Genomic DNA, 20,478 nt, shown 5'->3' with positions numbered 1-20,478 from the left:
GCTCGCGCCCGCGAGAGGACTGGTGAGAATGGGATCATGACTTCCCCCGCGCATCCGCCCGCGCATCCGTTCGACGCGCTGACGCGCGCGCGGCTCGATCGTCCCGAGAGTCGCAAGTGGAGCCTGCACGCGGGCAAGATCGGTGCCTGGGTGGCCGAGATGGACTTCGGAACCGCCCCCGCGATCGCGGAGGCCCTCGCGCGCGCGATCACCGACGGCACATTGGGGTACCTGTCCCCTCCGCTCGCTGCCGCCGTGGCCGACGCCACGGCGGAATGGATGTCTGCCGAGTACGGCTGGGCTGTGGATCCCGCCCGCGTGCACTCGGTCTCGGACGTCATGGCGGCGCTCGGCGTGGCGATCACCGAGTACTCCCCCGCCGGATCTGCGGTCATCGTTCCGACGCCGGCGTACATGCCGTTCCTGACCTACCTGCCGACGATCGGGCACCCGGTGATCGAGGTGCCGGGGGCCCTGATCGACGGCCGATGGCAGCACGATCTCGAGCGCATCGATGCCGCGTTCGCGGCGGGCGCCCGCACCCTGGTGCTCTGCAATCCGCACAACCCGACCGGGACCGTCCTCACCCGCGATGAGCTCCTCGCGATTGCCGCGATCGTCGAGCGTCACGGCGGCCGCGTGTTCGCCGACGAGATCCACGCACCGCTCCGCTTCGACGGACGCCCGCACATCCCGTACGCGTCGCTCTCACCCGAGACCGCGGCACACACGGTTACCGGCACGAGCGCGTCGAAAGCGTGGAACATCCCGGGACTCAAGGCCGCTCAGCTGATCACCTCCAACGACGCAGACCAGCAGGCCTACCGCCGCTTCGGCTTCGCCGTGCAGCACGGGGCGTCGACCCTGGGGGTTGTCGCTTCGACCGCCGCCTACCGGGAGGGCAAATCCTGGCTCGACGAGACGCGGGCATATCTCTCGGACAGCCGCCTCCTGCTCGCCGAGCTGCTCGCGACACACCTGCCCGGCGCGCGCTATCGTCCGCCCGAGGCGACGTACATCGCGTGGATCGACACCGCCGCCCTGGACATCCCCGATTCTCCAGTCGCGTTCTTCCGCGACCACGCCAACGTCGTGCTGACGGACGGAGCGCTGCTGGGAGCCGGGTACGAGAGATACGTTCGCCTCGTCTTCGCCACGCCCCGCCCGATCCTCGCGGAAGCGGTCGGCGCGATGGGCGACGCCTGGCGTGGCTTGCACCGGTAATGCTCGGCAACAAAACGCGACGGCTCGCCGGAGGGACTTAGCCTCGAGAAATGTCAGAAGCCAGCCTGCCGATCCTCGACCTCTCGCTCCTCGATCAGGGGGACGCTGCCGCGGCGCGATTCCGCGACGAATTGCGTGCCGCAACCCACGACGTCGGGTTCTTCTACCTGACCGGTACGGGCGTGAGCCCCGAGCTCGAGCAGCGACTGCTGGAAGTCTCTCGCGGGTTCTTCGCGCTGCCCGAGGCCGACAAGCTCGCGATCGAGAACGTGACGAGCCCCCACTTCCGTGGTTACACGCGCGTCGGCGGCGAGCGCACCCAGGGACACGTGGACTGGCGTGAGCAGATCGACATCGGGCCCGAGCGCGAGGCGATCACCGACCCCGAGGCGCCCGACTTCGCGCGCCTGATCGGACCGAACCTGTGGCCCGCCGCACAACCCGAGCTGCGCGAGGTCATCGACGAATGGCACGAGCACCTCACGGGAATCGCCCGCAAACTGCTCCGCGCCTGGGCCGTGGCGCTCGGCGCACCCGAGACCTACTTCGACGAGCACTTCGGTGAGCCGTCGACCCTGATCAAGATCGTCCGTTATCCCGGCAAGGACGACCCCGAACCGCAACAGGGAGTCGGCGCGCACAAGGACTCCGGCGTCTTGACGCTCCTGTGGATCGAGCCGGGCAAGGGCGGACTTCAGGTCGAGCGCGACGGTGCGTGGGTCGACGCGCCGCCCGTCCCGGGTGCCTTTGTCGTCAACATCGGCGAGCTGCTCGAGTACGCCACGCAGGGCTACCTCAAGGCGACGAATCACCGCGTGATCTCGCCGAAGTACCCCGACGAGCGCATCTCGGTGCCGTTCTTCTTCAACCCGGCGCTGGATCGACGGCTGCCGCTCATCGAGCTGCCGGACGAGCTCGCCGCCGAGGCATCCGGAGTCACACAGGATCCCGCAAATCCCATTCACGCGCTGTACGGCGAGAATGCGCTCAAGTCACGCCTGCGCGCGCATCCGGATGTCGCGGAGCGCTGGCACGCGGATCTGGTTGCGGAGCGGGCGGCAGCGGCCCGCTAGGCGTGGTCGAGGATTCGCCGAACTGACTCGGATGTCACGGCTCGAGGCTTCGCGTACGGCTGGACGGTGACGTCCGCGACGAAAGTCACCGCGCGCCGTGCTGCCTACCGCGAGTCCGCACCCAACCGCGTGAGACGTGCCGCGTGTTTTGCGTGGGCGGCGGCGTGCCCGAGAAGGGCCGCCAACACAGTCACCAACGCCGCGGCACCAACGCCCCAGCCGATGTGCACCTGAAGCAGCAGAGCACCGATAGCGGCACCGGCGGCGATCAGCACGATCGCGGCGAGCCGACGGAACCACGGTTGACCGGTGCCCCCCGCGAGCCGCGAGTCGGCCGCGAAACCGGTGATGGTCGACGTCACCACGACCGTGGTGACGTCCTTGACGGCGATATGCCGAGCCGTCGCCGCCTGGATGCCCATGCTCGCGGCCAGGAAGAACGTGATGAGGTACTCCCACGGCTGGGGTGGCGCTCCGTCCGTGACGAAGAGGCTCACCGCGAGCGCGGCCTGAACCAGCCCGACGACCGCAAAGAGCCACGTGGTGCGCGTCGTCCAACCCGCCGCGACCGGACGGAGCACCCGTCCCCCGACCACGGCGCCGAACATGAAGGCGAACAGAGCGAGCAGGGGGCCGATCCAGGGCAGGTCATCGGCGCCCGCGAGCGCCATGCCGAGGATGACGACGTTCCCCGTCATGTTGCCCGCGAAGACTTTGTCGAGGCCGAGATAACCGACCGCGTCGACGATGCCGGTCGAGAATGTGAGAGCCAGCATGAGCGCCAGATGCAGGCGCTCGGGAGCGGATCGAAGTTGGTTGAGCACGGGATACATCCTGTCGATTGCTCTGCGGGCGGGGTCAGCTCAGCGCCCGACGGCGTAGCCCTGCATACCGCGCGCGTTGGCTGCCGCAATGACCATCCCGTCGTCGCGGAATCCCGCGGCGCTCAGTCTGCCGAGACTCCACGCGGGAGCCACGACGACATCATGACCGCGATCGCGCAGCTCGTCGAGCGCCGCGTCTCCCACAGTCTGTTCGACGACGACGCCCCGCGGTTGGAAACTGCGCGGGAAGAAGGACGAGGGCATATGCGTGGAGTGCCATGTAGCCGCGTCGATCGATTCCTGCAGATTCATGCCGTGCGAGAGCAGGTTCAGGAGGAAGGTTACGGTCCACTGGTCCTGCTGATCGCCGCCCGGCGTCCCGAATGCCAGATAGGGGGCACCGTCACGCAGCAACATGCCGGGACTCAGGGTCGTGCGCGGTCGCTTGCGCGGCGCGATCGAGTTCGGCAGTCCCTGCTCGAGCCAGAACATCTGCGCTCGGGTCGGCAACGAGAAGCCGAGCCCCGGAATGGCCGGTGAGCTCTGCAGCCACCCCCCGCTCGGAGTCGCGGCCACCATGTTTCCCCAACGATCGACGACGTCGAGGTGGCAGGTGTCGCCGCGGACCACCCCCATGCTCGCGAGCGTCGGCTCACCCGTACCCGCGGCCGCATCGATCGGCGCGTCGAAGATGGATCTGGACAGGTGCGGTTCGTGCCCGCCCGGCGACCCGGGGCGCAATTCGCCCGATGACTCCTCGGTCACGAGCTGTGCGCGGCTGCGGGCGTAGTCGTCGGCGAGGAGCGCGTCGAGCGGGACGTCGACGAAGTTCGGATCGCCGTAGAAGGCCTCGCGATCGGCGAACGCGAGCTTGGCGGTCTCGGTCACGGCATGGATCATCTGCGCCGAACCGGGTGCGCCGATGTCTTGATGGGCGAGCATCGCAAGTTGCTGCAACAGGACGGGCCCCTGGCCCCACGGCCCCGTCTTCGCCACGGTCACACCGCCGAACTCGATCGTCGTCGGGCGCTCCCAGGTGGGCTCCCATTCCGCCATGTCTGCGCCGGTGAGCAACCCCGCGTGGTCGGAGCCGGTCGAATCGCGGACGGGTTGGCGCATCCACGCGTCGATCGCGTCGGCGACGAAGCCGCGGTAGAACTCGTCCCGTGCGCGCGCGATCACGGCCTCTCGACTGCCTCCGCCGGCGTTCGCATTCACCACGATCCGCTCCAGGGTGTCGGCCAGGAGCGGATTGCGGAAACGAGCCCGCGGCACCGGTTGCGTGCCGCCCGGCAAATAGATCTCGGCCGACGTGGTCCAGTGCTCCGACAAGAGCGAAGCCACCGAAGCAATCGCGACGGTCGCGTCGGGGACCAGGGGGTACCCGTGGCGCGCGTACTCGATCGCGAAGCGGGTCACCCTCTCCAGCGACAGCGTGCCGTGGCGCTCGAGCATGCTCATCCAGGCGCCGAACGATCCGGGCACGACGGCAGCGAGATGACCCGTTCCGGGAATGGCGCCCAGCCCCAGATCGGCATAGGCCGCTGCGGTGGCGGCGGCGGGCGCCGGTCCCTGCCCGCACAAGACCCAGGGCTCTCCGCCGGCGACATCAAAACCCATGATGGGTGTGTCGCCGCCGAGGCCGTTCAGGTGCGGTTCGACGACGTGGAGCACGAGTCCCGCGGCGACGGCGGCATCAAACGCGTTGCCGCCCTCTTCGAGGACAGCCATCCCCGAATTGGACGCGAGCCAGTGCGTGGACGCGACCGCGCCGAACGAGCCCACGATCTCGGGGCGAGTGGTGAATTGCATGACACGGTCCTTCTGGAGTGCCGACAGGCGGCCACCGGCTGAAAGCGGGAACTATCCCGAGACCGTATCGTATACGAAACGTGCTCCGTGCACGCCTCGGCGATCAGTGGGTCGTGAAGCCGTCGTCACCACCCGTGTCGTGCGCACCAGGCTGCGTCGCGGCACGCCGCACGTGCTCGGCCATGAGACTCTCCGCGCGATCGGCATCACGCGCCTCGATCGCGTCGTAGATGTCGCGATGGTCACGCCAGAAGAACCGGTTGTCGACCGGGATGGAAGCCGTGTTGATCCATTCCGAACGCGCAGACAGCTGGTGCACGAACCCACCGAGCACGCTGTTGCCGCTCGCCGATGCGACGGCATCGTGGAAGCGCGAGTTCAGTCGGTGAAGCCTGTCCATCTGCCCGAGATCGATGGCGCGGTCACCCTCGTCCAGGATCTCCCTGATCGCTGCAAGATCGGCATCGGAGCGCTGGGTGGCGGCGAGCCGGGTGGTGTGCGGCTCGAGCACCGCCCGCGCGGTTCGAACCTCGTGCACGACCCGTTCGGTCAGATTCATGACGGTCGGGGAACCGAAATGGCGCAGCTCGACGAATCCCTCCGCGGCCAGCGCTCGCACAGCCTCGCGAATGGGCACACGAGACACGTTGAACGCCGATGCCAGCGCGGGTTCTGTCACCCGCGATCCCGGGGCGAGCTCGCCCCTGATGATCATGTCGCGAACGGCATCCACCAGGGCGGGGCCCCGCAGAATCGTCTCTTCAGGCATCGGCCCCCTCCTCGATCGATCGACCCCGATCGTATCCAGCCCGAGCCATTCATCGACGCACCGCCGAAAAAACATCTTGCCTGGCGGTCGGTGCCGGCGATACAGTGACGCAACTTCGTATACGAAGTGACCCGAATATTGCACCTGCAGAGTCGCTCGTGAGAATCACATCGCGTCGCCGCCTGCCCTTCACACACACCAACAGCAAGGACGACACCAAGAGCACGTCACTCAGAGCGGCCGCACTCGTAGCGGTCAGCGCCATCGCGCTGACCGGCTGCGTCAGTACGGCTGCGCCATCCACCGACAACAGCACGGCGGCCTCGGACACCATCCTCCTCGGCGCCGTGATGGCCGAGACAGGCTTCATGTCCCCCTTCGACACCCCGGCGTTGAACTCACTCCGCATCGCGATCGATGAGCTCAACGGAGCCGGCGGAATCGACGGCACCCCCGTCGAGCTGCGGGTGATCGACACGGGTTCGGATCTCGAGAAGTACGCGCCGTCTGCACAGACGCTCATCGATGCCGGCGCGAAGGCGATCATCGTGACCTGCGACTACGACATCTCAAGCCCGGCGGCGCTCGTGGCGGAGCAGGCCGGAGTTCTGAACGTCTCCCCCTGTGTCGGCGACACGATCTACGGCCCCCGGGGCGGACTGGACATCGGGTTCTCGTTGGGCAACGCCACACCCGGAGAGGCCAGCGTGATGGCGGAGTTCGCTGACAGCAAGAGCTGGACGAACGCCGTCTTCCTGACCGACACATCGCTGAAGTACACCCAGAGCCAGTGCGCCATCGCGCGCGAGCGGTTCCTCGAGCTGGGCGGCACCGAGATCGCGGGCTACGACTACGTACAGGGCGAGAACATCAGCGAGGCCGTCTCGAGCATCGCCGCCGGCCCGGCCCCCGACGTGATCTTCAACTGCGGCTATAGCCCGGGCGGCGCACAGGTCGCGAAAGACCTGCGCGACGGCGGCATCGCGGCCCCGATCGTCTCGGGCTTCGGCATGGACGGAACGTTCTGGCTCGACTCCATCCCGGGCCTGACGGACTACTACGTGGTGACCTTCGCTTCCACCGCCGGAGACGACCCCGACCCCGCGGTCAACGATCTCGCGACGGTCTACGAGCAGACCTACGGCGCGCGCCCCACCGTGGGGAGCTTCGTGACCGGTCCCTCCACGCTCGACGCCATCGTCACGGCGCACGAGGTCGCTCAGAGCTGGGACGGAAAAGCGCTCGCGGACGCGTTCCTGACTTTCGACGGCCTCGAGTTGCTGGCTGGCCCGACGACCTTCACGCCGGAACTCCACGTGAACGTCGACCGCCCCCAGCGCGTCCTGGTGGTCGAAGACGGCGCCCTGAAGTTCGTCGAGCGACGCGCACCCGAGAAGGTCATCCTCGGTGACTGATCGTCTCGCCCCTGGAGCAGGCCGCGGAGGCGGCCTGCTCCAGGGGCATGGGATCACACGCTCATACCGCGGGGTGAAGGCGCTCCAGAACGTCACGATCGATGTCCCACGCGGGCGAGTCACGGGCCTGATCGGGGCCAACGGTGCCGGCAAGTCGACTCTGGTCAACATCCTGAGCGGGTACGACCGTCCGAACGGCGGCGGGGTCTTCATCGACGGCGGCGAGCTGCCCCGGGAGAGCGCCGAGCGGCGCACTCGCCGAGGGATCGCGCGCACGTTCCAACACGGTCACCTCTACCCGCGGCTGACCGTCCTCGAGAACGTGACGGTCGCCGCCCTGGCCTGTGGACTCTCGCGACGAGAGGGACGCTCACTCGCGCTGGCACTCCTCGCGGAACTGCAGCTCGAAGAATGGGCGATGCATGACGCCGACCACCTGCCGCACGGGGTGGAACGACGTCTCGGCGTGGCCAGGGCGCTGGCGACACGACCGAACTGGGTGCTTTTCGACGAACCCGCGGCCGGACTGAACGATGGCGAGGCCGAGCACTTCAGGGACACGATGCGCGCCCTCGCGACTCGCGGACTCGGCGTGCTGCTGATCGACCACAACATGCCACTCATCTTCGGAAGCTGTGACCACATCTTCGTCCTCGGCGCCGGACTGAACGTCATGGACGGTTCACCCGACTCGGTGCGCACCGACCCCCGCCTCGCAGCGTCGTACCTGGGCAACGCCGCACAGCAGATCGCCGAAGGAGCCGAGCATGGTGTCGACTGAATCGCCGCGGATCCTTACCGTCTCAGACCTTCGGGTCTCGTATCGCGGCGTGCCCGCCGTGTCGGGCGTGAGCTTCCACATCGATGCCGGCGAGCTCGTCGGGATCATCGGACCCAACGGCGCCGGAAAGTCCTCGACCCTGCTCGGCATCGTCAACGCCGTGCGCTCGGATTCCTCCGAGACCAGCCTCGGCGGCGTCGACCTACGTCGCATGCCACCCGAGCGCGTGGCGCGAACAGGACTGGCCCTCGTGCCCGAGGGACACCACATCTTCGGGCGACTCTCGGTGCGCGACAATCTGCGTCTCGGCTCCACGGCCCGGCGCGATCCCCGCGGCCTGGAAGAAGACCTGAAATGGGTGATCGAGCTGTTTCCCATCCTCGATGAGTTCGCGAATCGCCCCGCGGGGCTCCTCTCCGGCGGTCAACAGCAGCAGCTCGCGATCGGCCGTGCCCTGTTGGCGAACCCGATTCTCCTCGCACTCGACGAACCCTCTCTCGGACTGTCACCGACCGTCGTCGACACAGTCTTCGCAGCCATCGCGCGCATCCGCGAGCGCGGCACGGCGGTGCTCCTCGTCGAACAGCGAGCACAGCAAACGGTCGCGGCCGCCGATCGCACGTATGTGTTGAACGACGGGCGGATCGTGATGGACCTGGCTCCCGCCGACGCGGCCGACTCCGCCCTCCTGATGAAGGCCTACCTGGGATCATGATGCCCCTCCTGCAATCACTTTTCGACGCCGTCTCCGCGGGAGCCGTCTACGCGCTCGCGGCCCTCGCCATCGGTTTGGTCTTCGGCGTGCTGCGACTGGCGAACTTCGCCATCGGCGAGATCATCACCGGGTCGGCCTACGCTCTGATCCTCATCTGGCCCTTCTCGTGGCCGCTGGCGCTGGTCGCCTCGGTGGTCGTCGCCGTCGCACTATCTCTCCTGATGGATGCTGCTGTTTTCCGGTGGATGCGCTCACAGTCGCCGGCGACTCTCCTCATCGCGAGTTTCGGCCTGAGCATCCTGCTGCAGCGGACATATGACGGCATCTTCGGCACGAACGTCCGAACGGCATCCGTCGCTCCAGCCCTGACCACCTCGGTGACGATCGGCGGTCTGCGGATCAACCTGCTGGCGGTCGTCGCCGTCGTTCTGGCCGTCTGCCTGCTGGTGGGGGTGGGGCTCTTCCTGTCGCAGACGCGCGTCGGGCTGCAGGTGCAGGCCGCAGCAGCCGATTTCCGGATCGCGCGCATCCTCGGCATCCGATCCGGGGTCGTCATCTCCCTCACCTTCGTCATCAGCGGGGTACTCGCCGCCGCCGTTGCCTTCGTCCTGACCGCGCGATCCGGTGCCGTCGACCCGACTTTCGGCGTCCAGGCCACGCTGTTCGGTCTCATCGGCGCCGTCATCGGCGGCCTGAACCGCCTCGGTGGCGCGGTCGTCGGTGGGTTCGCCGTGGGCTTCGTTCTCTCACTCTTCACCGCCTGGCTCCCGGGCGGGCTCAACGATTTCCGGACGGCGTTCGTATATCTGCTCGTCATCGTCGTGCTCGTGATCGTCCCGAACGGCGTCTTCGCCGGCCGTACTCTCAAGGAGCGCGCATGACCATCGCCCAACCTGCTCGTAGCTGGATGCCCCGCTGGGTCGTGCCGTCCCCCGCCGTGGATCTGTGGACACTCGTCGTGCCCCTCGTCGTCGTCTGGTTGTTCTCCGCGTTCGCGAGCTCCGTCTCGCAGTCGGCCGCGATCGACCTGAGCTACGCCCTGGCAAACCTGATGATCGTCGTGGGAATGTGGACGTTCATCGGCAACAGCGGCGTTCTCTCCTTCGGCCACATCGCTTTCGTCGCCGTCGGCGCCTGGACGATGTCGCTCCTGACGATCAGCCCCGTGGTCAAGGCGTCCGTCATGCCCGAGCTCTTCCCCTGGCTCTCGGGTGCTGCGGTAGCGCCGCTCATCGCCCTGGTGATCGCGGCAGCGGTCGGCGGACTGCTGGCCCTCGTGAGCGGTCTCGCTCTCATGCGACTGCACGGGCTGGAGGCGGGCATCGCCACGTTCGCCCTCCTCGGCCTCGTCGTCCAGGTGCTCACGTACTGGAGCAGTGTGGGGCCGAAGTCAGGTCAGTCCATGACAGGCATCCCCCAGAGCTTCGACCTGCAGACGACGCTGTTGATCACCCTCGTCGTCATCACGATCGCCTGGACGTACGGAAGATCACGGAGCGCACGGATGCTTCGCGCATCTCGCGAGAGCGTGGTGGCCGCACCCGGGTCCGGCATCCGCATCACCCTGCATCGCGTTGTCGCGTTTGCCCTCTCGGGCGCACTGGCAGCCATCGGCGGAGCCGTGTGGGCACAGACGAACCGGGTCGTTCAGGCATCCCAGTTCTCATTGGATTTCACGTTCACCACGATGGCGATGCTGGTGATCGGAGGCATGCTCTCACTCTGGGGAGCCGTGGTCGGAACACTTCTGATCTCCACCCTCGATCACGTTCTCGGCCTGCTCGAGGGCGGTCTGCACATGGGGGGCGTCATCGTGTCGCTGCCCGCCGGCAGCCGCCTCATCGTGGTGGCCGCCGTCCTGGTCGTCGTGCTGATCCTGCGCCCGTCCGGCATCACCGGCGGCCGGGAAGCTCGCTGGCCGCTCCGGCCTCAAAACCCCTTCGCATCGTCTCTCCCAGGAGTGAAATGACTGTCGACCCGCCCATCCTGATCGCCGAACTGCTCAGGAGCATCGCCTCGAGCCGGCTGGAACTCGTCGACCTGACGAGCACCCTCCGCGGATCCACGCCGATCATGACGCTGCCCGACCCGTTTGCGAGTCAGAGCGGCTTCGTCCTTGAGCAGCTGAGCCGGTACGACGAGCACGGGCCCGGCTGGTATCACAACAACATCCACACCGGCGAGCACTCCGGGACACATCTTGATGCTCCGATCCACTGGCTCAGCGGCAAAGAGGGCCGGGATGTCGCGAGCATCCCCCTCGATCGCCTGATCGGTCCGGCCTGTGTGATCGACGTGCGAGAACAGGTCGACGCCGATCCCGACTTCCTGCTCCAGCGGCATCATGTCGAAGAGTGGGAGGCACGGCACGGGCAGTTGCAACCCGGCAGCTGGCTGCTGTTGCGTACCGGATGGGACCGATACTCCGACGACCAGGAGGCTTTCGTGAACGCCGACGAGAACGGACCGCACAGCCCCGGCGTCTCGGGCGAGTGCGCGCTGTGGCTCGCAGAAGAACGCCCCATCTCGGGTTTCGGTGCCGACACTCTCGGTATCGACGCCGGTCGCGCCGGTGAGTTCGACCCGCCGTTTCCCATGCACAACCACCTGCTCGGCCACGACAAGTACGGGATCACCTCGCTTCAGAACCTGAGCAGGCTGCCCGAGACCGGGGCACTGTTGATCGTCGCACCATTGCGTATCGAAGGCGGCAGCGGCAGCCCCGCACGCGTGATCGCGCTCACCCCGGCCGACTCGGCGTAGTCGGTTCCCGACCGATTCAGCTCCCCGCCCACCACACAGCCGGCTCGCACACTCCAGCATCCCTACGAGCTCGCGGATAACGATATTGAGGAGAAGTCATGGGCATGTTCGCACATAGGGCGATCGAGACGGTCGACGAAGCTCAGCGCAGGGCCAAGAAGTTGTTGCCCCACGATGTCTACACCGCGCTCGAGGCCGGCAGTGACGGCGGCGCGACGATGAAAGAGAATCTGCGCGCTTTCGAAGAGATCGGCATGATCCCCCGCATCGGCGCCGCGATCCCGACGCGCCTCGACCTGTCGGCGACATTCATGGGGCAGCCGATCGACCTGCCGGTGGTGATCGCGCCCGCCGCGGCGCAGGCGATGCACCCCGACGCCGAGATCGGCGTCGCACGGGCAGCGCAGCGCGCCGGCACCGCGATCGGTCTGAGCAACTTCGCGTCCGTCGCGATAGAGGACGTGACGCGTGAGAATTCGAAGTCGTTCGCACACGTGTACTGGTCGGGCGGTCGCGACGTCGTCGCGGACCGCATAGAACGCTTCCGGCAGGCCGGGGTCAAGGGCCTGATCTTCACGCTCGATCTGTCCGGCGGACGTGTCGCCTACCAGCCTCGCGACTGGGGCTCGCCGGTCTACCCGGACCGCCTGAACTTCGCCGCTCTCCTCAGATACGCGCCGATGGCGATCGGCAACCCGTCCTGGTTCCTGCGCTACGCGAAGCGTCGCGTCATCCCGGGATTGAATGCTCCGAACATGAGCCGACGCGGAGGTCCGGTTCCGACCCTGGTCGGCGGCCTCTACGAATGGATGGACACGGCCATCCCCACGTGGGAGGACGTCGCCTGGCTCCGTGAGCTGTGGGGCGGCCCGTTCATGGTGAAGGGTCTGGTGGCGGCCGACGATGCGCGACGAGCGGTCGATGCGGGCGCGACGGCCGTCGGGGTCTCCAACCACGGCGGCAACAACCTCGACACGACTCCTTCGCCTCTGCGGTTCCTTCCCTCGGTCGTCCGCGCGGTCGGCGATCAGGTGGAGGTCACATTGGACAGCGGCGTCCGTCGGGGCACCGATGTGCTGAAGGCGCTCGCGCTCGGTGCATCAAGCGTGATGATCGGACGGCCGTGGTTCTACGGCCTCGCCGCCGACGGGGAACGCGGTGTATATGAGGTCCTCGAAACGTTCCGCGGCACGATCGAGCGAGCGCTCGTCGGGTTGGGCAAGTCCTCGATCCGCGATGTCACCGTCGACGATCTGGTGATTCCAAACGGGTTCATCCTCGACCCGGCACCGGAGTCCGCACGCGCGAGCCGCGCTGTCGCGCAGGAGAAGTAGCGGCGCTCGCGGCAGCGCGGTCGTCCGCGGATGCCGAGCTTCGCGTCCGACTTCGCAATCAGCGATCTGGTTCGCGCGTCGTAGCGTTGGGCCGAGGTCGGGGTCGGCGATTCCTGTCGCCCTCGAGGTCGCTCGGGCTCGAGAGCGTGCCGCGGATGGCGGTGGCCGCGGCGACGAGAGGCGAGACCAGGTGCGTGCGTCCGCCCGCGCCCTGACGTCCTTCGAAGTTGCGGTTGCTGGTCGAGGCGCACCGCTCCCCCGGAGCGAGCTGGTCCGGGTTCATGCCCAGGCACATGGAGCAGCCCGCGAACCGCCACTCGGCGCCGAAGTCCGTGATGATCTTGTCGAGCCCCTCGGCCTCGGCCTCGAGCCGCACCCGCGCCGAGCCCGGCACCACCATGACGCGGACGCCGTCGGCCTTCTTGCGCCCCCGGATGATCGAGGCGAAGGCGCGCAGGTCTTCTATGCGACTGTTCGTGCAGGAGCCCATGAAAACGGCATCGACCGCGACATCCTTCATCGGCGTCCCCGCCTTCAAGTCCATGTACTCCAGCGCCCGCTCGGCCGCCACACGCTCATTGGAGTCGGCAATATCGGCCGGGTCCGGCACGACGTCACTGAGCGACACACCCTGACCCGGGTTCGTCCCCCACGTCACGAACGGTTCGAGCTCGTTCGCATCGAGGAACACCTCGGCGTCGTACACCGCGCCCTCGTCGGACGGGAGCGTGCGCCAGTAGGCCACCGCATCCTCCCAATCCTGACCCTGGGGGGCGTGCGGCTTGTCTTTGACGTAGGCGAAGGTCGTCTCGTCCGGGGCGATCATGCCGGCGCGGGCCCCGGCCTCGATCGACATGTTGCACATCGTCATGCGGCCCTCCATCGAGAGGGAGCGGATGGCGCTGCCGCGGTATTCGAGCGCGTAGCCCTGCCCGCCGTTCGCACCGATCTTCGCGATGATCGCCAGGATGATGTCTTTTGCCGTCACGCCGGGCTTCAACTCGCCCTCGACCGTGATCGCCATGGTCTTGAAGGGCTTGAGGGGCAGTGTCTGGGTCGCCATGACGTGCTCGATCTCGCTGGTGCCGATGCCGAATGCCATGGCACCGAACGCCCCGTGGGTGCTCGTGTGCGAGTCACCGCAGACGACGGTGATACCCGGCATCGTCAGACCCAGCTGCGGGCCCACGACGTGCACGATCCCCTGCTCTTTGTCGCCGAGCGAGTGCAGCCGCACACCGAACTCCTCCGCGTTGCGGCGTAGGGTCTCGATCTGGGTCCGGCTCGTCAGGTCCGCGATCGGCTTGTCGATCGCCAACGTCGGGGTGTTGTGATCCTCCGTCGCAATCGTCAGATCCAAGCGCCGCAACGGCCGCCCCTCAGCACGCAGACCATCGAACGCCTGAGGGCTCGTCACCTCATGCACCAGGTGCAGGTCGATGTAGATCAGGTCCGGCTCACCGTCATCACCCTTGACCACGACATGGTCATCCCAGACCTTCTCGGCCAGGGTGCGCGGTCCGCGCGACATCGCTCCAGAGAGATCTTCGGACACAGGAATCCTCTCGGTTATGTGGCTCGCGAAGGGCCTTGTCCGTACAAGGCCGGGCGCTCACGCATCTTCACCACCGTCGGCGAGCCGGTCCGCAAAGCCTCGATGCACGCATCCGTCGCGGCGGCGGCGGCGTACCCATCCCAGGCGTTCGGTCCCGTGACGACACCGTGCAGTGCATCCTCTGCCCAGGCGGTAAGTTCGCGACGATACGCATCCCCGAACCGCACCGTGAAGTCCTTCTCACGGACCCCGCTCGTCCGGAAGTCCAGACTGACCGCGGTCACCGGTGCGTTGGTCAAACGCGCCACGCCCTGACGTCCCACGACATCGCAGCCGATCTCGTATCCGTAACCGGCGCGCAAGAAGACCTCGGCGTACACCATGGCGCCGCGCTCCGTGCGGAAGGAGAAGAACTGCGGGTCCAGCCACTCATCGAGACCGGAACGACCTCCCGTTCCCGTGACGCTGACCTCGGCGATCTCGTCGTCAGCGAGCCAGCGGGTCGTATCTACTTCGTGCACGACGGCTTCGGTCGTGTGCATCGCCGAGGTGAAGTACTCCGGAACGTCCGCCGCGCGGTGGACGTACTGCAGCGCGACGATTTCGCCGAGGTCGCCTGTCTCTACAGCGGCTTTCAACTCGACGAAGGCCGTATCGAAGCGGCGCATGAACCCGACCTGCACGAACCGCCGGCCCGCCGCGATCTCCGCATCGATGATCAGCTCGCAGTCCGCACCCGTGAGCGCGAGCGGCTTCTCGCAGAAGACCGGTTTGCGATGTTCGATACAGGCCAGCACCAACGACAGATGCGACGCGGCGCTCGAGGCAATGGCGACGGCATCCACATCGTCGGATGCGATCAGCTCTTCCGCGCTCCGCGCGACCCGTACATCTCCGGGTAGGCCTTCGGCGATCGCGTGAGCCCGGTCGAGGTCAAAGTCGGAGACGGCTACCAGCTCCCCCAGGGCGACCGAACGGGCGATCGTCGCCACCTGTTCGGACCCCACCATACCGAGGCCGATTACACCGATGCGGAGTCTGTTCATGTGTTCCTCGTTTCCGTGACCTGTCACAATGTGGACCACCCTTCCGGGCGGCTGTTGTCGAACTACTCGACGCCGGGTGTCTCAGCCCACGGTCGGCGGTGCCGCCGCCGCAGGTGGGCTGGACGCCTCCGGCCCGTCACCGTCCCCCGTCGCGCGCGCCCGCGGCCGCAATACCTGGAACTCGTTCGACCCGAACAGCCCCTGCGGTCGGAGCGCAAGGACCACGATCAGACCGATTCCGAGCGTCAGCGCCCCGAACTCCGGCATGCGCGGCAGCTGCAACCCGAACAGGAACAGCCCGCTCTCTACCTGACGCGCCAGCTCCTGCCAGATCGCGACGATAGCCGCACCGACGATCGCTCCACTGATGCTGCGCACCCCGCCGATCACGGCCATGATCACGACGACGATCGCCGGGTCGATGCTGAAAGTCGTCGGCGAGAATGCCGTCAGGTAGTGCGCCCACACCGCCCCCGAGGCTCCGGAGAGGAGGCCTCCCAACAGGAGAGCCGGCATACGCACCCGAGTAGGCGAGAGTCCGGAGGACTCCGCGGCAACGGCGTCGTCGCGCCCTCCGCGAGCCTCCAGGCCCCACCGCGAGAACTTGAATGCCGTGCCGATGAGGGTGATCGCGACCACGGTGAGCCCGGCGACCGGGATCGTCGTGTCGTAAGGCACCCCCGGAAAGACCATTGCCCCGCGCGTGATCGCCGGCGTCTCGCGCAAGAGATCGGAAACGATGAACATGAGCCCCAGGCTGACGACCGCGGCGGCAAGTCCCGATACCCGCACGAGCACCGGCCCCGCGATCGCCGCGACCACGGCGCCCGCGAGTCCACCCATGAGCACGCTGACCCCGAAGCTCACCTCGACACCCGCGAGCCACTCGGGCAGATCGGGCAGAAGACTTGTCCGCGACGCCACGGGGACGGTCAGAACCCCGGAGACATAGGCGCCGACGGCGACGAAAGCGAACTGGCCGAAGAAGATCAGGCCCGTGTTGCCCATGATCACCTGCAACGAGACCGTCAGGCAGACGAAGACCAGACCCGAGACCACGATGGCCTCGAAAGTGCCGCCGGTGGCGGCGTCGATCGCAAACGCGATTGCCACCACGACGAGTGAGATTGCCGTCGGCCCGCCGACCGCGCTGGCGTATCCCCGCGAGGTCTGCACCCTGTCGGGGAAGAACATTCGTGATCTGCTCATTTCGTGGGCACCACCTTGCGTTGAAGGAGTCCGTCCGGTCGCAGCAGCAAAACCGCGATCAGCAGGGTGTACGTGAGGGCGCGCGTGAGGCCCTGAACGTCACTGGGCAGATATGCGGCCATGAACGAGTCCACGAGTCCGAGCAGCAGCCCGCCCAGCACGGCGCCGCCGATGTTGCGCAGCCCCCCGAGGACGAGCGCAACGAATGCAACCATCGTGATCTCGAGGCCAGACCGGGGGGTGACGCTGCCAGCCTTTGCGTACCAGAGGAAGGATGCGATGCAGGCCAGTACGCCCGCGATCACGAGAGCCGTGGTGACGACACGTCGGGTGCGCACGCCGACCAGGGCGGCGGTCGACATACTCTGTGCCGTCGCGCGCATCTTCAGGCCCAGATCTGTCGCGCGCAGGAGGATGAGAACCCCGCCAAGTGCAACCAGCGCGACGCTCAGGCTCGTCAGGCTCGCGGCGCTGATTCTCAGATCGCCGAGGACTATCACTCCGCCGGACCAATCCGGGGCAGGGTAAAGCCGCGGTGCGTCACCGAAGAACAGGACCGCGGCCGCCTGCAGCACGAGTCCGAAAGCGAGCGACTTCAGCATGAGGACCTCGCTTCCGGCCGGACTGCCAACGAGGAACGTCAGCCGCCCTCCAACCACCGCGATCACGACGACGATGGCCGTCGCGATCAGGAGCGCCGGCAGGAGGGGTATGGCTGCCGTGAGGCTTACCGTGATCGATGCGGCCCACATGACGAGCCAGCCATGCGCGAAGTTCGGGAAGGACATGACCGCGCTCACGACGGCAACACCGACCGCGAGGACGGCATACACCCCGCCCTGGGAGAGACCGTCGAACACGGCCTGTAAGAACTGAATCACTCTGCCATCGCCTCCTCGCCAAGGAGCGCGGCGGTGAGAACCCGTTCGTCCTGGAGCATCTCCGCTCCCCCAGACATGACGATCTCACCGCCGCGCATGACAACGACGTGGTCGGCCAAGTCCACGAGCCGCAGAGGTGACTCCTCGATGACCAGGAGCGACACACCGTTCTCTGTGAGCGCGCCGAGGATCTCGTACACCGAATCCACGATTGCTGGCGCAAGACCCATCGACGGCTCGTCCACAATCAACACCTGCGGCGCGGCCGCGAGAGCGCGCCCGATCGCGACGATCTGCTGTTGGCCGCCCGAAAGCGAACCCGCCCGGCTGTTACGAAACGCCGCGAGCGCAGGGATCAGCTCGAATACGTCCTCCACGGCAGCCTTGCGAGCCGAAGCGGGACGCGTGAGCGCGCCCATGCGGACGTTCTCGGCGGCCGAAAGGCTCGGGAACACCTCGCGTCCCTGCGGGCAGAGCACGATTCCGAGCCGACAGCGTTCCTGGACGGGCATCTTCGTGATGTCCGCCCCCTGGAAGGTAACTTTTCCCGAAGACGGGATGACTCTCCCCGCCACAGCGGATGCGAGTGTCGTTTTTCCCGCGCCGTTCACGCCCGTCAGCGCGGTGACCTGTCCGGCGCCGAGAGTCAGGCTCACGCCGTGGAGAACGGTGTCTCCCGATCCGTAGCCGGCAATCAGATCCGTTGCTTCAAGCACTGGCATGTCGCTCTCCCAGATAGCACTCCAGCACTTGCGCGTCCTTGAACGCTGCGGCCGGGGTTCCGTCGAAAATCAATTGGCCCTGGCGAAGAACGAGCACCCGCGAGCAGACCCGCGCGATGAGGGCCATGTCGTGGTCGACCACCAGAGTTCCGACCCCGCGCGACGTCAGATCCGCGATGATCCCGGGCAGTCGCTGCCGTTCGGACAGGTCAAGACCGGCCCCGGGCTCATCCAGCAGGACGTACCGAGGCTCGCCGTTGAGGACCCTGGCGAGTTCGACCCGACGTCGGTGACCCCAAGAGAGGTCACCGACGCGGGCGTCCACGTCGTGCTCGAGGCCGAAAGTGCGGGCGATGTCCTGGACGATCGCTTCCGAGCCTCGGCGCCAGCCACCGGCCAGCCGGGCAGACATGGCGATGTTCTCGCGAACGGTCAGATCCTCGAACAACCGGAGGTTCTGAAAGTTCCGGGCCAGCCCCGCTTGCGCCCGCGCCCGCATCGAGAACCTCGTGACGTCCTTGCCCTCAAAGGCGATCGATCCTTCTGTGGCGTGTAGCAAGCCGGACAGGCAGTTCACGAAGGTGCTCTTGCCGGACCCGTTGGGACCGATCAGGCCGGTGCAGACGCCCTGCGCGAGATCGATCGAGACGCCCGACAGGGCCTTGAGCCGCCCGAACGACATCCCCACTCCCCGCGCCGAGACGACCGCGTGGGCGTCAGCGGACAACGTCGATCACTCCCCGTCAGTGAGGTTGTACGAGCCAACCTGCTCGAAAGCACCCTCCGGCGTGAATCCCACGACGACGTTGCTGCCGAGGATGTGGCCGTCCTTCCACTCGTAGACCGTGCGCATCGGCAGTTCGACGTCTTTCTGAGCGAACAGGGCCTTCTCGATGGCCGCTCCGTCCGTGGAGTTCGCGGTCTTGATCGCGTCGAACAGTGCCCACATCGACCAGTACGACTCGACGGCCTGGTGGATCTCCGGGTAGGTGCCCGTCTTCTCCTTGTACTTCTCGACGTACGCCTGAGCAGCTTCGCTGACGTCCTCGCCTTCGGTGTAGGCGCCGGCGGTGTAGAAGACATTGTCCGTGTGACCGTCCAGCGCGTCGACGATGTTGCGCGTCGCCCACGTCGCGTTACCCACCACGGGGGTCTCGACTCCAGCCTTTCGAAGCTGGGCGATCATCGTTGGTGCGTCGGGGTACTGGGTGGCGAGCAGGATCATCGGGTTGTCGGCTTCGCCGACCGAGCGCTTGATATCGCTGATGACCGCCGAGAAGTCGGTCTGACCCGGCTTGAGGACCGAGCTGCCCAGGTCGTCCATATCGTCCCCCGCATCTTCGCGGAAGAGACGCTCGACGATGGTGAAGTACGAATAGGCGTCGTTGGTGACGTAGTAGACCGAGTCGTACCCCTGCTCCTTCGCGAATGCCGCCGCGGTCTTGCCGTTGAGGCTCGCCATGCTCCCGCCGGTGGCGAAGAGCGCTCCGACGCCCGGCGCGTAGTCATCTTCGGACGACCCCGCCATGCTGAAGATTCCCTCTTTCTGGGCGACCAACGCAGCCGGCGTGCCGAGGCCCTCGCTGTTGGGCGGAAGGAGCACCTCGGCGCCTGCGGCGATCAACTCGCTGGCGACCTGCCTGCCGACGGCGGGGTCGGATTTGGTGTCCTGTGTGACGAGCTCGATTTCGCAGCCGTTGATTCCGCCCTCGGCGTTGATCTGTTCGACGGCGAGCTCTTCGGCGTTCGAGCCAGCCGTGTCGTAGAACGCGAACCCCCCGCTGAGCGCCTTGGCAGAGCCGAGCGTGATCGTGCCGTCTGCGCACAGTTCGCCCGAGGCGTCGGGCGCGGCGTTGTTGCCGCCGGAACCTCCGCTGCAGCCGGCGAGGACGAGGCTGAAGCCAACCACGCCGGCGAGGGTGGCCTTCTTGCTCCAGGACGCGATCTGTGAGTGTTGAGTGTTCATGTGTCGACCTCGTTCTTGTTTGCCACTGTCGTGGTGTGCATTGTGAAATCCCGGCGGCCTCGAAGAGCAGGAGCCGGCGATCGCGTCCCCCGCTGTGCGGACGACGATCGACGCTGTGTTCTGCCTGGCTGATGAGAACCGACGGATGGACGGGCTCGACGCCGCCTCGGGCGAGGGACAGTCGATTGCTGCGTGTACGTCACCGGCGATGTGTCGCCGGGTGTAGCCGGGTGGTGCGGTCTGGCGAAAGCAGGCTCGGACTATCGGGCACGGCGCCATCAACGACTCCGCGCTCTGCCACCAACCCGATCTCGGATCGATCGAGGAGCGATAGCCCCGGAGGCCGCCCTCCGTGCTCGATGCCTCGTGAGCAGTCGATCGGGGAGTTT

General features: G+C 66.9%; 19 protein-coding genes. 9 read left to right on the top strand and 10 right to left on the bottom strand.

Going from position 1 to position 20,478, the window contains the following annotated elements:
• The first annotated feature begins 36 nt into the window (after positions 1 to 36).
• Both C2868_RS00095 and C2868_RS00090 read left to right on the top strand, forming a co-directional pair.
• Positions 37 to 1,224, top strand: coding sequence for a MalY/PatB family protein (locus C2868_RS00095; protein ID WP_036298232.1), 1,188 nt, complete (start codon positions 37 to 39; stop codon positions 1,222 to 1,224).
• A gap of 50 nt (positions 1,225 to 1,274) precedes the next feature.
• Complete coding sequence (locus C2868_RS00090) at positions 1,275 to 2,297, top strand: isopenicillin N synthase family oxygenase (protein WP_036298230.1); 1,023 nt, start codon at positions 1,275 to 1,277, stop codon at positions 2,295 to 2,297.
• 104 nt (positions 2,298 to 2,401) lie between these two features.
• Here C2868_RS00090 and C2868_RS00085 read toward each other — a convergent pair whose 3' ends face one another.
• The 3 genes from C2868_RS00085 to C2868_RS00075 all read right to left on the bottom strand — a co-directional run bounded on the left by C2868_RS00085 (position 2,402) and on the right by C2868_RS00075 (position 5,702).
• Entirely contained in the window at positions 2,402 to 3,121 is a 720-nt protein-coding gene (locus tag C2868_RS00085; RefSeq protein ID WP_243419933.1) for a YoaK family protein, read from the bottom strand.
• Positions 3,122 to 3,160: 39 nt separating this feature from the next.
• Positions 3,161 to 4,933 (bottom strand): gamma-glutamyltransferase family protein, encoded by a 1,773-nt coding sequence (locus tag C2868_RS00080; RefSeq protein WP_103662731.1) that lies wholly within the window; start codon positions 4,931 to 4,933, stop codon positions 3,161 to 3,163.
• A gap of 103 nt (positions 4,934 to 5,036) precedes the next feature.
• A complete protein-coding gene (locus tag C2868_RS00075; protein ID WP_181003302.1) occupies positions 5,037 to 5,702 on the bottom strand; it encodes a GntR family transcriptional regulator in 666 nt (221 codons plus the stop codon).
• Positions 5,703 to 5,860: 158 nt separating this feature from the next.
• Here C2868_RS00075 and C2868_RS00070 point away from each other — a divergent pair, with 158 nt between their 5' ends.
• The 7 genes from C2868_RS00070 (at position 5,861) to mftD (ending at position 12,710) form a co-directional block, all read left to right on the top strand.
• The gene (locus tag C2868_RS00070; protein ID WP_103662729.1) at positions 5,861 to 7,117 is read left to right on the top strand and encodes an ABC transporter substrate-binding protein; all 1,257 of its coding nucleotides are present in this window, start codon (positions 5,861 to 5,863) and stop codon (positions 7,115 to 7,117) included.
• 73 nt (positions 7,118 to 7,190) lie between these two features.
• Positions 7,191 to 7,898: an ABC transporter ATP-binding protein gene (locus C2868_RS00065; protein ID WP_181003301.1), complete on the top strand. Its 708-nt coding sequence runs from the start codon at positions 7,191 to 7,193 to the stop codon at positions 7,896 to 7,898.
• Positions 7,885 to 8,613 (top strand): ABC transporter ATP-binding protein, encoded by a 729-nt coding sequence (locus tag C2868_RS00060; RefSeq protein WP_036298223.1) that lies wholly within the window; start codon positions 7,885 to 7,887, stop codon positions 8,611 to 8,613. The genes C2868_RS00065 and C2868_RS00060 overlap by 14 nt, the downstream gene beginning before the upstream one ends.
• The gene (locus C2868_RS00055; protein WP_157811297.1) at positions 8,613 to 9,494 is read left to right on the top strand and encodes a branched-chain amino acid ABC transporter permease; all 882 of its coding nucleotides are present in this window, start codon (positions 8,613 to 8,615) and stop codon (positions 9,492 to 9,494) included. Before C2868_RS00060 ends, C2868_RS00055 begins: the two co-directional genes overlap by 1 nt.
• Positions 9,491 to 10,582 carry a branched-chain amino acid ABC transporter permease gene (locus C2868_RS00050; RefSeq protein WP_100810110.1) on the top strand — a complete coding sequence of 364 codons (1,092 nt, stop codon included), beginning with the start codon at positions 9,491 to 9,493 and terminating at the stop codon, positions 10,580 to 10,582. The genes C2868_RS00055 and C2868_RS00050 overlap by 4 nt, the downstream gene beginning before the upstream one ends.
• Positions 10,579 to 11,376, top strand: a complete 798-nt coding sequence (locus C2868_RS00045; RefSeq protein ID WP_100810109.1) for a cyclase family protein — start codon at positions 10,579 to 10,581, stop codon at positions 11,374 to 11,376. Before C2868_RS00050 ends, C2868_RS00045 begins: the two co-directional genes overlap by 4 nt.
• Before the next feature lie 98 nt (positions 11,377 to 11,474).
• Positions 11,475 to 12,710, top strand: a complete 1,236-nt coding sequence (gene mftD / locus C2868_RS00040; protein ID WP_219811442.1) for a pre-mycofactocin synthase MftD — start codon at positions 11,475 to 11,477, stop codon at positions 12,708 to 12,710.
• A 58-nt stretch (positions 12,711 to 12,768) separates the two neighbouring features.
• On the opposite strand, the gene leuC is transcribed toward mftD, so the two are convergent.
• The 7 genes from leuC to C2868_RS00005 form a co-directional block, all read right to left on the bottom strand.
• Positions 12,769 to 14,241 carry a 3-isopropylmalate dehydratase large subunit gene (gene leuC / locus C2868_RS00035; protein WP_103662727.1) on the bottom strand — a complete coding sequence of 491 codons (1,473 nt, stop codon included), beginning with the start codon at positions 14,239 to 14,241 and terminating at the stop codon, positions 12,769 to 12,771.
• Between the two features lie 38 nt (positions 14,242 to 14,279).
• A complete protein-coding gene (locus C2868_RS00030; protein ID WP_100810107.1) occupies positions 14,280 to 15,311 on the bottom strand; it encodes a Gfo/Idh/MocA family oxidoreductase in 1,032 nt (343 codons plus the stop codon).
• A gap of 81 nt (positions 15,312 to 15,392) precedes the next feature.
• A complete protein-coding gene (locus tag C2868_RS00025; protein ID WP_081766287.1) occupies positions 15,393 to 16,520 on the bottom strand; it encodes a branched-chain amino acid ABC transporter permease in 1,128 nt (375 codons plus the stop codon).
• A complete protein-coding gene (locus C2868_RS00020; protein ID WP_103662726.1) occupies positions 16,517 to 17,401 on the bottom strand; it encodes a branched-chain amino acid ABC transporter permease in 885 nt (294 codons plus the stop codon). Before C2868_RS00020 ends, C2868_RS00025 begins: the two co-directional genes overlap by 4 nt.
• Positions 17,398 to 18,123: an ABC transporter ATP-binding protein gene (locus C2868_RS00015; protein WP_036298212.1), complete on the bottom strand. Its 726-nt coding sequence runs from the start codon at positions 18,121 to 18,123 to the stop codon at positions 17,398 to 17,400. The genes C2868_RS00020 and C2868_RS00015 overlap by 4 nt, the downstream gene beginning before the upstream one ends.
• Positions 18,110 to 18,805 (bottom strand): ABC transporter ATP-binding protein, encoded by a 696-nt coding sequence (locus C2868_RS00010; RefSeq protein ID WP_036298210.1) that lies wholly within the window; start codon positions 18,803 to 18,805, stop codon positions 18,110 to 18,112. Before C2868_RS00010 ends, C2868_RS00015 begins: the two co-directional genes overlap by 14 nt.
• A gap of 51 nt (positions 18,806 to 18,856) precedes the next feature.
• The gene (locus tag C2868_RS00005; RefSeq protein ID WP_181003300.1) at positions 18,857 to 20,089 is read right to left on the bottom strand and encodes an ABC transporter substrate-binding protein; all 1,233 of its coding nucleotides are present in this window, start codon (positions 20,087 to 20,089) and stop codon (positions 18,857 to 18,859) included.
• Positions 20,090 to 20,478 lie beyond the last annotated feature (389 nt).

The organism is Microbacterium sp. CJ77, from assembly GCF_002911615.1.
GTDB lineage: Bacteria > Actinomycetota > Actinomycetes > Actinomycetales > Microbacteriaceae > Microbacterium.
The sequence above is the reverse complement of the archived record's forward strand: the minus strand, read 5'-3'. Positions and strand labels throughout refer to the sequence as shown.

Coding starts and splice junctions, on each gene's coding strand:
- C2868_RS00055 (WP_157811297.1), top strand. CDS start 8,613: ATGCCCCTCCTGCAATCACTTTTCGACGCCGTCTCCGCGGGAGCCGTC.
- mftD (WP_219811442.1), top strand. CDS start 11,475: ATGGGCATGTTCGCACATAGGGCGATCGAGACGGTCGACGAAGCTCAG.
- C2868_RS00015 (WP_036298212.1), bottom strand. CDS start 18,123: ATGCCAGTGCTTGAAGCAACGGATCTGATTGCCGGCTACGGATCGGGA.
- leuC (WP_103662727.1), bottom strand. CDS start 14,241: ATGTCGCGCGGACCGCGCACCCTGGCCGAGAAGGTCTGGGATGACCAT.
- C2868_RS00005 (WP_181003300.1), bottom strand. CDS start 20,089: ATGAACACTCAACACTCACAGATCGCGTCCTGGAGCAAGAAGGCCACC.
- C2868_RS00080 (WP_103662731.1), bottom strand. CDS start 4,933: ATGCAATTCACCACTCGCCCCGAGATCGTGGGCTCGTTCGGCGCGGTC.
- C2868_RS00050 (WP_100810110.1), top strand. CDS start 9,491: ATGACCATCGCCCAACCTGCTCGTAGCTGGATGCCCCGCTGGGTCGTG.
- C2868_RS00025 (WP_081766287.1), bottom strand. CDS start 16,520: ATGAGCAGATCACGAATGTTCTTCCCCGACAGGGTGCAGACCTCGCGG.
- C2868_RS00095 (WP_036298232.1), top strand. CDS start 37: ATGACTTCCCCCGCGCATCCGCCCGCGCATCCGTTCGACGCGCTGACG.
- C2868_RS00030 (WP_100810107.1), bottom strand. CDS start 15,311: ATGAACAGACTCCGCATCGGTGTAATCGGCCTCGGTATGGTGGGGTCC.
- C2868_RS00090 (WP_036298230.1), top strand. CDS start 1,275: ATGTCAGAAGCCAGCCTGCCGATCCTCGACCTCTCGCTCCTCGATCAG.
- C2868_RS00060 (WP_036298223.1), top strand. CDS start 7,885: ATGGTGTCGACTGAATCGCCGCGGATCCTTACCGTCTCAGACCTTCGG.
- C2868_RS00045 (WP_100810109.1), top strand. CDS start 10,579: ATGACTGTCGACCCGCCCATCCTGATCGCCGAACTGCTCAGGAGCATC.
- C2868_RS00010 (WP_036298210.1), bottom strand. CDS start 18,805: ATGTCGTTCGGGCGGCTCAAGGCCCTGTCGGGCGTCTCGATCGATCTC.
- C2868_RS00075 (WP_181003302.1), bottom strand. CDS start 5,702: ATGCCTGAAGAGACGATTCTGCGGGGCCCCGCCCTGGTGGATGCCGTT.